The 13,405-nt window shown below is 63.9% G+C and carries 12 protein-coding genes and 1 pseudogene; 7 read left to right on the top strand and 6 right to left on the bottom strand.

Translation table 11 applies throughout. From position 1 onward, the window contains the following. The first annotated feature begins 1 nt into the window (after position 1). Positions 2-628: a protocatechuate 3,4-dioxygenase subunit alpha gene (gene pcaG, locus IVB18_RS39090; protein ID WP_247985565.1), complete on the top strand. Its 627-nt coding sequence runs from the start codon at positions 2-4 to the stop codon at positions 626-628. A gap of 23 nt (positions 629-651) precedes the next feature. Here the strand turns inward: pcaG and IVB18_RS39085 are convergent. Together IVB18_RS39085 and IVB18_RS39080 are read right to left on the bottom strand one after the other, a co-directional pair. Beyond that, positions 652-1,266 (bottom strand): annotated as a pseudogene (locus IVB18_RS39085) (NYN domain-containing protein). A 488-nt stretch (positions 1,267-1,754) separates the two neighbouring features. Beyond that, positions 1,755-2,144, bottom strand: a complete 390-nt coding sequence (locus IVB18_RS39080; RefSeq protein ID WP_247985564.1) for a nuclear transport factor 2 family protein — start codon at positions 2,142-2,144, stop codon at positions 1,755-1,757. A 198-nt stretch (positions 2,145-2,342) separates the two neighbouring features. On the opposite strand from IVB18_RS39080, the gene IVB18_RS39075 reads away from it, so the two are divergent. Then, entirely contained in the window at positions 2,343-3,374 is a 1,032-nt protein-coding gene (locus tag IVB18_RS39075; protein ID WP_247985563.1) for a GlxA family transcriptional regulator, read from the top strand. Positions 3,375-3,389: 15 nt separating this feature from the next. On the opposite strand, the gene IVB18_RS39070 is transcribed toward IVB18_RS39075, so the two are convergent. Then, positions 3,390-4,292 carry a helix-turn-helix domain-containing protein gene (locus tag IVB18_RS39070; RefSeq protein ID WP_247985562.1) on the bottom strand — a complete coding sequence of 301 codons (903 nt, stop codon included), beginning with the start codon at positions 4,290-4,292 and terminating at the stop codon, positions 3,390-3,392. Between the two features lie 50 nt (positions 4,293-4,342). On the opposite strand from IVB18_RS39070, the gene pobA reads away from it, so the two are divergent. After that, a complete protein-coding gene (gene pobA / locus IVB18_RS39065) occupies positions 4,343-5,515 on the top strand; it encodes a 4-hydroxybenzoate 3-monooxygenase (protein ID WP_247985561.1) in 1,173 nt (390 codons plus the stop codon). A gap of 218 nt (positions 5,516-5,733) precedes the next feature. Here pobA and IVB18_RS39060 read toward each other — a convergent pair whose 3' ends face one another. From IVB18_RS39060 to IVB18_RS39050, 3 genes are all read right to left on the bottom strand, one after another. After that, positions 5,734-7,884 carry an adenylate/guanylate cyclase domain-containing protein gene (locus IVB18_RS39060; protein ID WP_247985560.1) on the bottom strand — a complete coding sequence of 717 codons (2,151 nt, stop codon included), beginning with the start codon at positions 7,882-7,884 and terminating at the stop codon, positions 5,734-5,736. A gap of 18 nt (positions 7,885-7,902) precedes the next feature. Then, on the bottom strand, positions 7,903-8,571 hold the full coding sequence (locus IVB18_RS39055) for a hypothetical protein (RefSeq protein WP_247985559.1): 669 nt from the start codon (positions 8,569-8,571) through the stop codon (positions 7,903-7,905). A gap of 186 nt (positions 8,572-8,757) precedes the next feature. Next, on the bottom strand, positions 8,758-9,897 hold the full coding sequence (locus tag IVB18_RS39050; protein WP_247985558.1) for an HD domain-containing phosphohydrolase: 1,140 nt from the start codon (positions 9,895-9,897) through the stop codon (positions 8,758-8,760). A 266-nt stretch (positions 9,898-10,163) separates the two neighbouring features. Here IVB18_RS39050 and IVB18_RS39045 point away from each other — a divergent pair, with 266 nt between their 5' ends. Genes IVB18_RS39045 through IVB18_RS39030 form a run of 4 tightly spaced genes read left to right on the top strand, consistent with a single transcriptional unit; the run spans position 10,164 to position 13,376 of the window. Then, positions 10,164-10,487: an STAS domain-containing protein gene (locus IVB18_RS39045; protein WP_247985557.1), complete on the top strand. Its 324-nt coding sequence runs from the start codon at positions 10,164-10,166 to the stop codon at positions 10,485-10,487. Continuing rightward, on the top strand, positions 10,487-10,852 hold the full coding sequence (locus IVB18_RS39040; RefSeq protein WP_247985556.1) for a response regulator: 366 nt from the start codon (positions 10,487-10,489) through the stop codon (positions 10,850-10,852). The genes IVB18_RS39045 and IVB18_RS39040 overlap by 1 nt, the downstream gene beginning before the upstream one ends. Beyond that, positions 10,849-12,915 (top strand): chemotaxis protein CheA, encoded by a 2,067-nt coding sequence (locus tag IVB18_RS39035; RefSeq protein ID WP_247985555.1) that lies wholly within the window; start codon positions 10,849-10,851, stop codon positions 12,913-12,915. Before IVB18_RS39040 ends, IVB18_RS39035 begins: the two co-directional genes overlap by 4 nt. After that, positions 12,915-13,376, top strand: a complete 462-nt coding sequence (locus tag IVB18_RS39030; RefSeq protein ID WP_247985554.1) for a chemotaxis protein CheW — start codon at positions 12,915-12,917, stop codon at positions 13,374-13,376. Before IVB18_RS39035 ends, IVB18_RS39030 begins: the two co-directional genes overlap by 1 nt. The last annotated feature ends 29 nt before the right edge of the window (positions 13,377-13,405 follow it).

Here is a 13,405-nt window from a genome sequence, read left to right as displayed (position 1 = left end):
CATGCCGCAGCCGCTCAACTATCTCAAGGAAACCGCCTCGCAGACCGCCGGGCCCTACGTCCATATCGGCCTGATCCCGGCCATGGCCGGCTTCGACATTTTTGAGAAGAATTTTTCCAACGTGCTGGTGACGCCGAATACCAAGGGCGAACGCATCACACTGGAAGGCAAGGTGCACGACGGCAGCGGCACGCCGTTGCGCGACGTGCTCCTCGAAGTCTGGCAAGCCAACGCGGCCGGCCGCTACAACCATCCGGCCGATCGCTCCGCTGGCCGGCTGGAGGAGGATTTTCGCGGCTGGGGCCGCGCCGGCTCGGATTTCGAGAGTGGGCTGGTGACGTTCGACACCATCAAGCCCGGCGCCATCACAGATAAAGCGGGCCGCAAATGCGCGCCGCATGTCAGCCTCTGGATCGTCGCGCGCGGCCTCAATATCGGGCTCAACACGCGGCTCTATTTCTCGGATCAGGAGGCCGCGAATGTCGCTGATCCCGTGCTCAACCTGGTCGAGCCGCCGGTCCGCCGCAAGACGCTGATCGCCACCCGCAGCGAGCGTGCCGGCAAGGTCGTGTATTCCTTCACGATCAATTTGCAGGGGCCGGAGGAGACTGTTTTCTTCGACGTCTGACGATCCGACGTGGTCCTATGCGATCATTCCACCCGGTCGCCTCGATTGATCGCTCCGCGCGCGGTGAATTGCGGTGGTTGTTGACGCATCTCGCGCGATCCCGGCCGTTCCGCCGGATCGCGCCCCACTCTTGGCTTCAGTTCCGCCAAGTCAATGAAGATGTCCGCTTGCCGGCGCAGTTCGTCGGCGACCATGGGCGGCTGGGTGGCCAGCGTAGAGACGACTGTCACGCGGACGCCACAGCGTTGCACGGCTTCCACCAGCGAACGAAAATCCCCATCGCCCGAGAACAACACGATCTGATCGATGTGCTCGGCGAGCTCCATCGCTTTCACCGCGAGTTCCACATCCATGCTGCCCTACACCTTGCGGCGGCCGGTGGTGGCGTCGACGAACTCCTTGGTGAGCTTGGTGACGACGGTATACCCGTTATAGGCGAGCCAATCGATCAACGGGCGGATTGACGAGTATTCCTGATCCTCGATGACGGTCGTGTAGTAGAAGGCCCGCAGCAACACACCTCGGCCGTGAAATTCGCTGAGCAGACGCCTGTAATCGATATCGAAACCGAGCGCCTTGGAGGTGGCATGGAGATTGGAGCCATCGATGAAGAGTGCGATCTTCTCAAACGAAGACATTATGCACAAATCTCCAGTTTCGCATGGAAGCCGGCAGTTTCGACCGCGAGGGCCCGATGTGTCGGCCGGAAAACTCGAAGGTCGCTGAGGGCTTGCTGAAAAAGTAGCGCAGACGACCGGCCAGGGATGTGGCCGTCTTGCGCCAAGTACGGGAGGTCGATGCCACCAGCGCCAGGGCGCCGAATGCAGCCACGTTAAGGCGTGGGCATTCCGGGCTCAATCGTACGGAGGTAAACGAATCTTATCCAAAGGGTTGGACGATCTATACGAAGGTAAGTAGATGCGCCGGAAATGGCGGCGAGCCCGGTCCAAATTGGCTGATCCCGGCTATGGCCGCCTTCTTTTTCGAACGATGAGCGCGCCGGCAAGGTCGTGTACTCCTTCGCGATCAATTTTAGGAGCCGGAAGAAACAGTCTTCTTCGACGTTTGCTTCATTTGGTCCGGAGTTGATCGGCCCCATTCCAAGATGGGGCCGATCCTGCCGTCACTAAAATCCCGTCGGTCCCACCGCTCCGATCCAGTGCTTGACCTTGCTGGGATCCTTTTCGTCCATATAGAAGAAATGGGCCATCGTCGGTCTCACCGGCGCGATGCCGGGGTCGTCGAAGCGCATCGAGACCTTGCCGTGAAATATCTTGAGCAGGGGGCTGTCCCAGTACTCGACGACGTCGTGGAGCGCGGTAAAGCCGCGGTCGATGAACTGCCGCAGATTGTTGCGGATCGTCTCGCGCCCATGCCAATCGGTGACGCCGAGATTGCAGATCGCGTCCTCAGCAAAGCAGTCAAAACCCTCGCCGAATGTCTTGTCGTCGATCTCCTTCCACATGGCGAGAAGCCATTCCGGCGGCGCGGTTTTCGTGAAGGTCGTCGTGCTCATGGTGTCTCCTGAAGTTGGTCGAACGTAAGGTCCTGCAACTGCGTGGCGCGCGGCTTTCAATTGGCGATCACTGGTGGCCTTCAATCCGGTGCATCGTTCACTGCGCCTATCCAGGGCAGCGGTCTGTGGCGAAGCTGCCAAACAGCCCTCAATTCGAGGGTGGACAAGTCCAGCCTAACGACGCAGGGTATGGCCGAAATGCCAAAGTCCCCTCGTTTTCCGCCAACGCCAGTTCTGCGCACCACTCGCGCGCCAGTTCGGGGCAACGTCGCTCGCGTCATCGAGGTGCTGGCTTTCCCGTCGGTGCAGTTGCTCGACGTCACGGGACCGCTACAGGTGTTCGCATCCGCCAACGAGCACATCGAGCAAAGCGGAGGAACGTCGCCCTATATCCTTCGGGTGGTGGCGAAAAAGTGCTCGCGCGTGACAGCCTCGTCCGGACTGGAGATCGCAACGAGCCCGCTGCCACGTAGTGCAAGCGCCCTCGATACTTTGCTGGTCGCGGGCGGCCCGGGTGTCGATCTGGCCACCGCCGATCCGGCGCTGCTCGATTGGCTGCGGCAGCGCGTGACGAAGGCGCGTCGCGTCGCGTCGGTTTGCACCGGAGCATTCCTGCTCGGTGCATCGGGCGCCCTCGACGGAAGGCGTGCGGTGACCCATTGGTCATACTGCGCCGAGCTCGCGCGCCGCTTCCCGGCCGTGCGCGTCGAGTCAGATCCGATCTTCGTGCGGGATGGCGCGATCTGGACGTCCGCAGGCGTGACCGCCGGCATCGACCTGGCGCTGGCCCTGGTCGAGGAGGATCTGGGCCGCGCCACGGCGCTGGCGGTGGCGCGCTATCTCGTCGTCTTTCTCAAGCGGCCGGGCGGGCAGGCGCAGTTCAGCGAGGCGCTGTCGCTGCAATCGGCCGAGGACGAATTCGGCGTGCTGCACCAATGGATCGACAAGCATCTCTCCGGCGACCTGTCGTTGCCCAGGCTGGCCAGCCAGGCCGGGATGAGCGAACGCAGTTTCAGTCGGCACTATACGAGAGCGACCGGACTGACGCCGGCGCGAGCCATCGAGCGATTGAGGGTGGAGGCCGCCCGGCGCATGCTGGCGGAAACGCGCCTGCCGGTGAAGAGCGTATCGCGACGCTGCGGCTTTGGATCGGAAGAGACCATGCGCCGCAGCTTCCTGCGCCTGCTGGCCGCGACGCCACAGGATTACCGCAGCCGGTTCGGCTCCTAGTTCAATTTAATGCGGCTACTCCACACCATGGAGCTGCGCGCGAAAAGCGCGCGGCGAAAGACCGGTGGCGGCGGCGTAGACCCGGCTGAAATAGGCGGGATCCTCGAAGCCGAGCGCATAGGCGATCGTCGAGACCGGCAGGTTGGTGTAGACGAGGTTGCGCCGTGCCTCGCGGATCAGGCGGTTGAGGATCAGATGCGAAGCGGTGTCGCCGGTCGCCGCCCGCGTCACCCTGTTGAGATGGGTGGGCGTGATCGACAGCGCTCTGGCGTAGTCCGCAACGCTCCAGCGCTCCAGATGATGCTGCTCCAGCAGTGCCTCGAAGCGACGGAACAGGCCGGATTCGGCCGTTCCATTGCCGCCGCTTTCGACTGCGAGCGCGCGTGCGACGAGTCCGATCATGGCCGCCGACAATGCGCGCAGCACATGCGCACGGCCGAAATTGCGCGCGGCGTGCTCGGCGAAGATCTGCTTCATGGTGGCGCGGATCTGTGGCGTGCCGCGCACGACGGCCGACCGCGACAGGGCGCCGCGCAGGCCTTCTGAAGCCAGCAACGCCTCGTCCAGGATTTCCGCGGCGATGGTCAGCACCCAGCCTTGTGTTCCCGGCAAGAAGCGAAAGCCATGGACATGGCCGACCGGCACATTGACGATCTGCATTGGCTTCAGCGTCGCGACGCGCCCGTCGAGCGTCGCCTCGCCGCCGCCGCGCTCGATCAGCAGCACCTGGTGCAGCCGGGCATGCCGGTGCACGGCCAGCGTCCAGTCGTGCAGCACCGAGCGGGACGCGATCGTCTCGCAGTGGACGACATCGGGCAGGTCGCCGGACTCGCCGAAGAGGTTGTAGACCCGGATCGCCGGGGCGGGGGCTGCGGTTCTCATGTTCGAATTGTACAAGACAAAGGCAAAACCCTCCATCGGTCCGTAGCAAAGAATCTGCAAAAAACGCGCGGACGGAGGACATAAAAATGAAAGTTCAGGTCTGCATCATCGGCGGCGGGCCGTCCGGGCTGCTATTGTCCCAGCTGCTGCACCTGAAGGGCATCGACACGGTCGTGCTGGAGAAATACAGCCGCGACCACGTGCTCGCTCGCATTCGTGCCGGCGTGCTCGAGCACGGCTTTGCCAAGCTGATGCGCGAGGCACAATGCGGCGAGCGGATGGACCGCGAAGGCGAGATCCACAAGGGGTTCGAGATCGCCCATGACGGGGTGCTCTCCCATGTCGACCTGCACAAGCATTCCGGCGGCAATTCGGTGCTGGTCTATGGCCAGACCGAGCTGACGCGCGACCTCTACGAGGCCCGCGACCGTCTCGGCGGCAAGATCGTGCACAATGCCGAGGACGTCACGCCGCACGATCTGACATCCGACCGGCCGTACGTGACGTACCGCTCGAACGGCGACAGCGTCCGCGTCGATTGCGACTACATCGTCGGCGCCGACGGCTTTCACGGCGTCAGCCGCAAGTCGATCCCGAAGGACGTGCTGCGCGAATATGAAAAGGTCTATCCATTCGGCTGGCTCGGCGTGCTGTCGCGCACCAAACCGGTATCGCCGGAGCTGATCTATGCGAAGCATGAGCGCGGCTTTGCGTTGTGCTCGCTGCGCTCCCAAGTGCTCAGCCGCTACTACATCCAGGTGCCGCTCACCGACAAAGTAGAGGATTGGCCGGACGATGCGTTCTGGGACGAGCTGAAGCGCCGTTTGCCGGACGAGGTCGCCGCGCGGCTGATCACCGGGCCTTCGATCGAGAAGAGCATTGCCCCCTTGCGCAGCTTCGTCGCCGAGCCGATGAGCTATGGCCGCCTGTTCCTCGCCGGCGATGCCGCCCATATCGTGCCGCCGACCGGCGCGCGCGGGCTGAACAGCGCCGCTTCCGACATCTACTATCTCTACCACGCCATGCTCGCGCATTATCAGAACGGCGACGATTCCGGGCTCAAGGGCTATTCGGCCAAGGCGCTCGCGCGGATCTGGAAGGCGCAGCGTTTCTCCTGGTGGATGACGATGCTGCTGCATCGCTTCCCCGACCGGCTCGACTACGAAGACAGGCTTCAGCAGACGGAGCTGGAGTATCTGTTCTCCTCCGAGACGGCGCAGCGGCTGCTGGCGGAGAACTATGTGGGGTTGCCGTTTTAGAGCGTGGTGATTGGTTGGCAAACTCGACGCACGAACCGACGCATTTCCTTCTCCCCTTGTGGGAGAAGGTGGCGCGAAGCGCCGGATGAGGGGTCTGCCTTCAGCAAGTCCAAACGCGAGAGGTTCGCTAGCGGAGAGAACCCCTCACCCGGCTTCGCTACGCGAAGCCACCCTCTCCCACAAGGGGCGAGGGTGCGCCGGCGTGTGTGGCCGCGCCGTTACTTCCCTTCCAGCGTATTGACCGGCGTCCAGTCTGGCGGCGGCGGATTTACGGCGAGGGCTCTGGCGCGTTTCCCGAATAGCGCTGACGCCGGATCGATCGTTGCCATACTCTCGAACGCTTCAACCGACTTGGCAAACTCCCGCGCCCGCCAGCTTGTCAGCCCTTCTGCGTACGCCACTGTCACCTTCTTCTGTTCGGCGCTCTCCGCGCCCTTCTCCGCTAGCGGCTCGAACACCTTGATCGCCTCACCGCGTCCGAGCACCTTGATCGCATCGAGCTCGCGCCAGGCGAAAGCGTCCCCGGTCTGCGCCATCGTCGTCTGCGAGGCCATGATCGCGGTGCCGTAATATTTGTTGGCGCCTTCGAGCCGCGAGGCGACATTCACGGTGTCGCTCATCACGGTGTAGTTGAAGCGGCGCCGCGAGCCGATATTGCCGACCACGGCCTCGCCGCTGTTGAGCCCGATGCGGTGCGACAGGCCGCGGCCGGCGAAGGCTGCGCTGCCGGCATTGAGCTCCGCGAGTCTTTCGTGGCACTTCAGGGCCGCTCGGACAGCGCTGCGCGCATGTTCGGGATCGTCGGCCGGGGCACCGAACATGGCGACGATGGAATCGCCGATATATTTGTCGACATAACCGCCATGGCTTTCGATGATGTCGGTCATCGCCGACAGATATTCGTTCATCAATGTCACCAGCTCGCCCGGCGTCATCGTCTCGGCAATCGATGAAAAGCCGCTGAGGTCGGAGAAGAACATGGTGACGTTGCGCATCTCGCCGCCGAGTGCCGGCATCTTGCCGGAGGCAACCATGGTGTCGATCACCTCGGGTGCGAGATAGAACGCGAAGCTCTTGCGCAGAAAACGCTCCTCGCGGTCGGCGACGACAAAGCGGTAGCCGATCATCATCGCCAGCGCGGTAAGGCCTGCGAGCGCAGGCTCGGTCAAGGGCAGCGCCAGTGCACGATTGAACAGAGCCAGGGCGAAGCCTGCATAGACGGAGGTGAGGCCGAGCCAGGTGATCACCGCGCCACCCGGCGCCAGCAAGCAAGCCGCCAGTGCGACGATCATCGCAAACACGATCGTGAGAACAGCCCGCATGGCGAAGCCGAGCTCGGTCACACCATCGCGCTCGATCAGATTTCGCACGACCGTGGCGTGCACGAACACGCCGGCGATGTCGCTGCGGGCCTTTGGAACCGCGCGCGCCGGGGCGGGCAGGGCGCATCGTGCGCCGGGCGTCCCGTCATATCCACCGGACAGGCGCACCGAGGTGAGCTTGCGGTCCTCGAAATTGAGGACAGTGCCGAGCAGCACGACCTTGCCCTCGAAGGCGCGGCGGAAGAAATCGCGATCGCCGTTCTCGACGCATGCGCGCAGGTCGGCAAAGGAGTATGTCGGAACGTCGCGGCCGAGCCCTCGGAAATTGAGCGTCAGCGTGTTGCTCACCGTGCTCGGGATGGCATAGCCGGCCAAGCCCGTCATGCCGGACGACGAGGTCTCCGGTTTTGCACCGAGCGCGCGGGAGGCCAGCTCGACAGCCATAGCGGGGACCGGCCTGCCTTGGATGGGAAAGCTCAGCGGCATCCGCCGGATCACGTGGTCGGTGTCGGTATGGACATTGAGCGCGCGGACGTTGTTGCGCACCGCCAGTTGCTGTGCACGATAAGGCACTTCCGGATGATCGTTGCTCAGGATATCGCCGAGCACGAGTTTGCCGCTGTCGGAGATCTGTCGCAGGGCGATCAAGTAGTCGCGATCGAATCCCTTCATGCGGTCACCGAGCGGCGCGTCGCCAAAGGGAATCTCCGACTGCTCGATCGAGCTCGGAAAGATGACGTCGAAGCCGATCACCTTGGCGCCGCCATCGGTGATGCTTCCCAGCACCCGGCCGATCTCGCGCGTCCAGGTCTGCGTCGGTGAACCCTTGAAGGGCGGCGTGTCGTAGGTCTCCCCGTCGATCGCCACGACGACAACCGGAGACGTGGCGGGATCGCGGCGGTCGCCGATGAGCTTGCCTCGCATTGCCGTAAGGATGTCGAGCGAGAGGCCTTGCAGCATCTGGAGCGGCGGGGACGTGAAGATCACGCCCGCAAGGAGCGCGATCAGGATCGCCGCTACGATGTCCCGCCTGCCGATCCCTCGCATCGCGCCGTCGCGGGCTGTCTATTCGAGCCGCAACAGGCGGCCGACGATCGGTGTCGGCGACGAGGTGGCGCTGGCGTCGACCTGGAAGGTGTAACGCTTGGCGCCGAGGGTCGCGAGATAGGTGCCGCCCGGGGTCAGCGACTTCCCGGCTTTGGCAAAGTCATAGAATTTGCCGCGGACCATGACGTCACTCTTGAGCGGCACGCTGATCGTCGGCTCCTTGCCGTCGGTGCGCTCGATGACGAGCGTGCTGCCGCTCTTGGCCTGGACCAGCGGCGCGACGCCGTAGATCGTCGGCAGCTTCGGCGGAGCGACCTTGGTGTCGGACCGCATGGTCCGGAACGTTGTCGCGGCGCTCTGGTTCGCCTCGCGCTCTGAGAGTTGCGCCGCGTTGGCATCGCAAGGCACCTTGACGCGCTGCACGTTGCCGAGCTGCACGGTGCTCTGCTCGGCGCCGACCAGGACGACGCCCTCTGTGATCGTTTCACGCCAGCAGGACTTGAGATAGCCGAGCGTGATGCTCGCCTTGGGTCCGAGCTTGATGATCTTGCCGGGCGCCACATAGTCCATGAACTCGACGCCGTCGACCTTTCCTTGCACGTCCTCGACAATCGCGGCCGGGATCTCCGCGAAGGCGGGGGCCGCCAGACAGAACGCGCCGACAGCGGCGCCGATCAGGCTTTTCATGGGTATTCTCATCCAATTCGACCGATGCTTTGCCGGTCCCCGTCCTGGTCCGATGCTTAGCAGCGCAGCGCCCAGGCAAGTGTGACCAGAATCACTCTTTAATATTGGTGCACTCTAGCAGGAAGAGGTTCAAACCCGTGATGGCAGAAAGCGGAGCTGTTGCAAACCGTTGCCGAACGGGCGACGTCAGGCCGCCGGGGCGGCCTGGGGTGAACGGTCTTCGACCGGACGGCTCTCGGCCGTTCTCTCCATCATGGGCACCAGTGCAGCCTCCGCTTTCTGAAATGGCGTGGCCTGCTGCCCGGCGGCGATCTCCATGACCTCGTCCCAGCGCGACAGAAAGGCCTCGACGCATTCGGGATCGAATTGTCGTCCTTTGTTCTCGACCAGGTAGTCGCGTGCGACCTCGAGCGGCATCGGCTCCTTATATGGACGCCGCGTCGTCAGGGCGTCGAAGACGTCGGCGACCGCGACCACGCGCGCGGCAACCGGTATCGCGTCCGCCTCGAGGCCGTTCGGATAGCCCGTGCCGTCCCAGCGCTCGTGATGGCCTGCGGCAATTTGCGCGCCGAGCTGGATCAGCTCGCAACCGGAGTTCGCCAAAATCCGTTCACCGATCGTCGCATGGGTCCGGATCACCGCCATCTCCTCGTCGGTCAGCCGGCCAGGCTTGAGGAGAATATTGTCGGGAATGGCGACCTTGCCGACGTCGTGCAGCGGCGCGGCGAGATAGATGTCGCGGCAGAGCCGGGCCGGCAGGCCGAGCTGCTCGGCGATGATGCGGCTGTACCTGGCGACGCGCAGCGTGTGTTCTCCGGTGTCGTTGTCGCGGTATTCGACCGCGAGCGCGAGCCGCAGGATGATCTCCTCCTCGCGCTCGCCGAGCTTCTGGGTCGCAGCCGCGACCGCACTCGCCAGATCCGCGGCGCGATCGTTCTGCTTGCGCACGGCTGCGCCGAGCCGGACCAGGTTGCGCAGGCGCACCGTCATCTCGACGCTCTGCGGTTGCTTGGGCAGGAAATCGCTTGCACCCGCCTGCAGCGCTTCCATCTTGATGTCATCGGTCTGACGCGAGGTGATCATCGCAATCGGGATATCGGCGCAGCCGGGCAGGGTGCGGAAGGCGCGGATGAAGCTGATGCCGTCCATATGCGGCATCTCGTAGTCGACCAGCACGAGGTCGAAGACGCGCTCCCGCGCGCAGGCCAGCGCCTCGACGGGATCGAGAAAGGAGGTGGCTTCGACCAGCCCTTCGGCCTCGATATGACGTTTCAGGAAGTTGAGGACGGAGCGGCTGTCGTCCACCAGAAGCGCTTGGGTCAGCATTGGGGCCGGGGCTCTCTTCGCTGGCAAAGGCACGAGCCCAAGGCATAACCCGATGGAATTTAACGAGGAGCAAATGCGTGGGCTGGGCAACGGTGCCGCGGATATGCGCGCCCCGCATCAGATTTCTACACGCTATGCATGTTTGCATGCAACTGCGCGAAGTTCCAGGTAATGTGACCCGTAGTTGTACGGACCGCTGCGTTAGGGGTTTGCTCATTCGGTTCGCGTTAAACGTGTAATCGGAATTCAGCAAAGGCGGGGCAGCGATGGCGCTCAATCCCACGGAGCCGAAGTGGTCGTTGCGGTTACCGGCCGATTGCAGCATCGCGGCCATTCGCGGAGTCTACGAGCTCATTCGCGAGGCCTTCGGTCGGCAGGACCGGCTCGAGATCGACTGCTCCCACGTCGACAAGGCTGACGTGACCTCGATCCAGCTGCTGCTGTCGACCGCCAGAACCGGCGAGGCCCAGGGGCGGCCGGTGGTCCTGACCTCTTTCTCCCAATCTCTGCGCAACACTCTTCGCCGCGCCGGCTTTGCCAGCGAGGCGATGATCGATCAGCATTTCCCGCAAAAGAAAGATGGCACCTAATGGCCACGATTCTGACCGTCGACGATTCCCCAAGCATTCGGCAGATGATCAAGGTCGTGCTCGAGCCGGCCGGTCATAGCGTGATCGAGGCCGGCGACGGCGCGCAGGGGCTGGCCAAGGCGCAGGCCGGCAAGCTCGACCTCGTGATCACCGACCTTAATATGCCCGTCATGAACGGGCTGGAGCTGATCCGGGCGCTGCGCAAGCTGCCGGGCGCGGTCGGCATGCCCATCGTGTTCCTGACCACCGAATCCAACGACACGGTCAAGCAGGAAGCCAAAAGCGCCGGCGCCACCGGCTGGATCACCAAGCCGTTCAAGCCCGAGCAGTTGCTCGCCGTCGTCGCCAAGCTGGTGCGTGCATGAGCGCGATGGACCCGACCGAGGTCTTTCGCCAGGAAGCCAGCGAGCTGTTCGAGGTCCTGGAAGGGGCCCTGCTCGACCTCGGCCTGCGTCCCGACGACCGCGAGCTGGTCGATTCCGCCTTCCGCGCCCTGCACACCATCAAGGGTTCGGGCGCGATGTTCGGCTTCGACAAGGTCGCCTCCTTCACCCACGAATTCGAGACCGCGTTCGACCGCGTCCGCAAGGGCGAGATCAAGCCGACCCAGGAGCTGATCTCGGTCGCGCTGGCCGCAAAAGACTATATCCGCGCGCTGATCGAAGATCCGCAATCGACCGACGACATCATCGGTGAAGGCATCCTCGACGACCTCAAGCGCTTCGTGTCGTTCGACCGGCCTGACGCTCCGGTCGCCGAGCTCACCGAGGCGCCGCCGCTGGCGCCGGCCGATAGCAAGCAGGCTGGCTGGCACCTGCATCTGGAATTCGAATCCCACATCCTGCGCAACGGCTCGAACCCGCTCGATCTGCTGGAAGATCTCTGCAAGCTCGGCCCCTGCTTCGTCGTGCCGATCACCGACGGCATCCCGTTCCTCGACGAGCTGGAGCCGGACGACTGCTATCTGAAGTGGGACGTCAAGCTGCACGCAGCCTGCGACAAGGACGCGATCGACGACGTCTTCATGTTCGTTCAGGACGAGATGAAGCTGACGCTCTCGCCGCTGGAACATGTCGAGGCGCCCGCGCCGCTGCCGTTGTTCCAGTTGCTCGACGAGGAGCCGGAGCCTGTAGCCGAAATGCCTGCGCCGGCGATCGAGGTTGTTGCGGAGCAGCCCGTCGCAAAGTCGGAACCAAAGTCCGAGATCAAGCGTGACGCGCCGCCCGCGCGCCGCGAGGAAGCCAAGCGCGACATCGCCACCGTTCGCGTCCAGGCCGAGCGCCTCGACGAGTTGATGGACCGGGTCGGCGAACTCGTCATCGCGCAGGCGCGGCTGACGCAGCTCGCCGCCTCAGGCTCCGACCTCTCGATCAAGATGATCGCCGAGGAAATCGAGCGCCTCGCTTCCAGCCTGCGCGACACCACGATGGGCGTGCGCATGGTGCCGATCGGCTCGCTGTTCGGGCGCTTCCGCCGCCTGATCCACGATCTGTCGCGCGATCTGTCGAAGCCGGTTGAATTCGTCACCACGGGCGAGGACACCGAACTCGACAAGACCATGATCGAGTGCCTGGCTGATCCGCTGGTGCACCTGATCCGCAACGCCATCGACCATGGCATCGAGGATACCGCGTCCCGCGCGGCCGCCGGCAAGAGCGAGCAAGGCCGGATCGAGCTCGCCGCCGTTCATTCCGGCGCGCAGGTGCTCGTTACCGTGAAGGACAATGGCAGCGGTCTTAACACCGCGCGCATTCGTGCCAAGGCCGAAGAGCAAGGGCTGATCGCAGCCGGCGCCGTGCTCTCGGACCACGAGATCCACCAGTTCCTGTTCCATCCGGGCTTCTCCACGGCGCAGACCATCTCGGCGCTGTCCGGCCGGGGCGTCGGCATGGACGTGGTCAAGCGCACCATCGAGAACATGCGCGGCTCGATCGATCTGTCGACCAGGCCGGGCCAGGGCACCACGGTGACGCTGCGCCTGCCGCTGACGCTCGCGATCATCGAGGGCCTCCTGATCCGCGTCGGCGAGGGTCGCTACATCATCCCGCTGTCGGCGGTGGAGGAATGCGTCGAGCTGACTGCCGAGGACGAGCGCTCGCGCGGCCGCAACTTCCTCAACGTGCGCGGCAATCTCGTGCCATTCCTGCGCTTGCGCGAGATCATGACCGCATCGGGCGCGCCCGACCGTCACCAGAAGGCGATCATCATCTCGACCGGCGAGACCCGGGTGGGTCTCGTCGTCGACCAGATCATCGGCAACCACCAGACCGTGATCAAGTCGCTCTCCAAGCTCCATTCGGACGTCACGATCTTCTCCGGTGCGACCATTCTGGGCGACGGCACGGCCGCGTTGATCCTTGATGTCGCGCAGCTCGTCGCGCTGGCGCAGTCGAAGATCGAGAAACAGCACATCAGCGAGGCGGCGTGATGAACGAGATGCAGGCTGGCGAGCATCAGGCCGGCGCGATGCAGGTCGTGATGATCGGTCTCGGCGAGGAGAAGTTCGCGCTCGATGCGGGCCTGGTGCGCGAGATCATCGACCCTGTTCCGGTGACCAGGGTCGCCGGCGCCCGATCCTTCGTTCCGAGCGTGATCAACGTGCGCGGCAACGTGATTCCGCTCGCGGACCTGCGCATCCGCTTCGGCATGCCGCAACTCGAGGATTCGGCCGACACGCGCATCGTCGTCATCGAGATCGAGATCGACGGCGAGCCGGTGCTGGTCGGCATGACTGCCGACAAGGTCTACGAGGTCACGGAAATTTCGCAAAGCGACGTGCAGCAGACGCCGCGCGTCGGCATGCACTGGAAGCCGGAGTTCATCCGCTTCATCGCCAAATGGCGCGAAGAGTTCGTCATCGTTCCCAACATGGAACGTATTTTGAATTGAAATGAAGTCCCGCGGGCGGGGCTTGAGGT

The sequence above is a fragment of the Bradyrhizobium sp. 186 genome, assembly GCF_023101685.1.
Classification (GTDB): domain Bacteria; phylum Pseudomonadota; class Alphaproteobacteria; order Rhizobiales; family Xanthobacteraceae; genus Bradyrhizobium.
The sequence above is the reverse complement of the archived record's forward strand: the minus strand, read 5'-3'. Positions and strand labels throughout refer to the sequence as shown.

Bases quoted from the DNA above. Each gene is read 5' to 3' on its own strand.
- pcaG (WP_247985565.1), top strand. From the start codon at position 2: ATGCCGCAGCCGCTCAACTATCTCAAGGAAACCGCCTCGCAGACCGCC.
- IVB18_RS39080 (WP_247985564.1), bottom strand. From the start codon at position 2,144: ATGAGCACGACGACCTTCACGAAAACCGCGCCGCCGGAATGGCTTCTC.
- IVB18_RS39075 (WP_247985563.1), top strand. From the start codon at position 2,343: ATGCCAAAGTCCCCTCGTTTTCCGCCAACGCCAGTTCTGCGCACCACT.
- IVB18_RS39070 (WP_247985562.1), bottom strand. From the start codon at position 4,292: ATGGAGGGTTTTGCCTTTGTCTTGTACAATTCGAACATGAGAACCGCA.
- pobA (WP_247985561.1), top strand. From the start codon at position 4,343: ATGAAAGTTCAGGTCTGCATCATCGGCGGCGGGCCGTCCGGGCTGCTA.
- IVB18_RS39060 (WP_247985560.1), bottom strand. From the start codon at position 7,884: ATGCGAGGGATCGGCAGGCGGGACATCGTAGCGGCGATCCTGATCGCG.
- IVB18_RS39055 (WP_247985559.1), bottom strand. From the start codon at position 8,571: ATGAAAAGCCTGATCGGCGCCGCTGTCGGCGCGTTCTGTCTGGCGGCC.
- IVB18_RS39050 (WP_247985558.1), bottom strand. From the start codon at position 9,897: ATGCTGACCCAAGCGCTTCTGGTGGACGACAGCCGCTCCGTCCTCAAC.
- IVB18_RS39045 (WP_247985557.1), top strand. From the start codon at position 10,164: ATGGCGCTCAATCCCACGGAGCCGAAGTGGTCGTTGCGGTTACCGGCC.
- IVB18_RS39040 (WP_247985556.1), top strand. From the start codon at position 10,487: ATGGCCACGATTCTGACCGTCGACGATTCCCCAAGCATTCGGCAGATG.
- IVB18_RS39035 (WP_247985555.1), top strand. From the start codon at position 10,849: ATGAGCGCGATGGACCCGACCGAGGTCTTTCGCCAGGAAGCCAGCGAG.
- IVB18_RS39030 (WP_247985554.1), top strand. From the start codon at position 12,915: ATGAACGAGATGCAGGCTGGCGAGCATCAGGCCGGCGCGATGCAGGTC.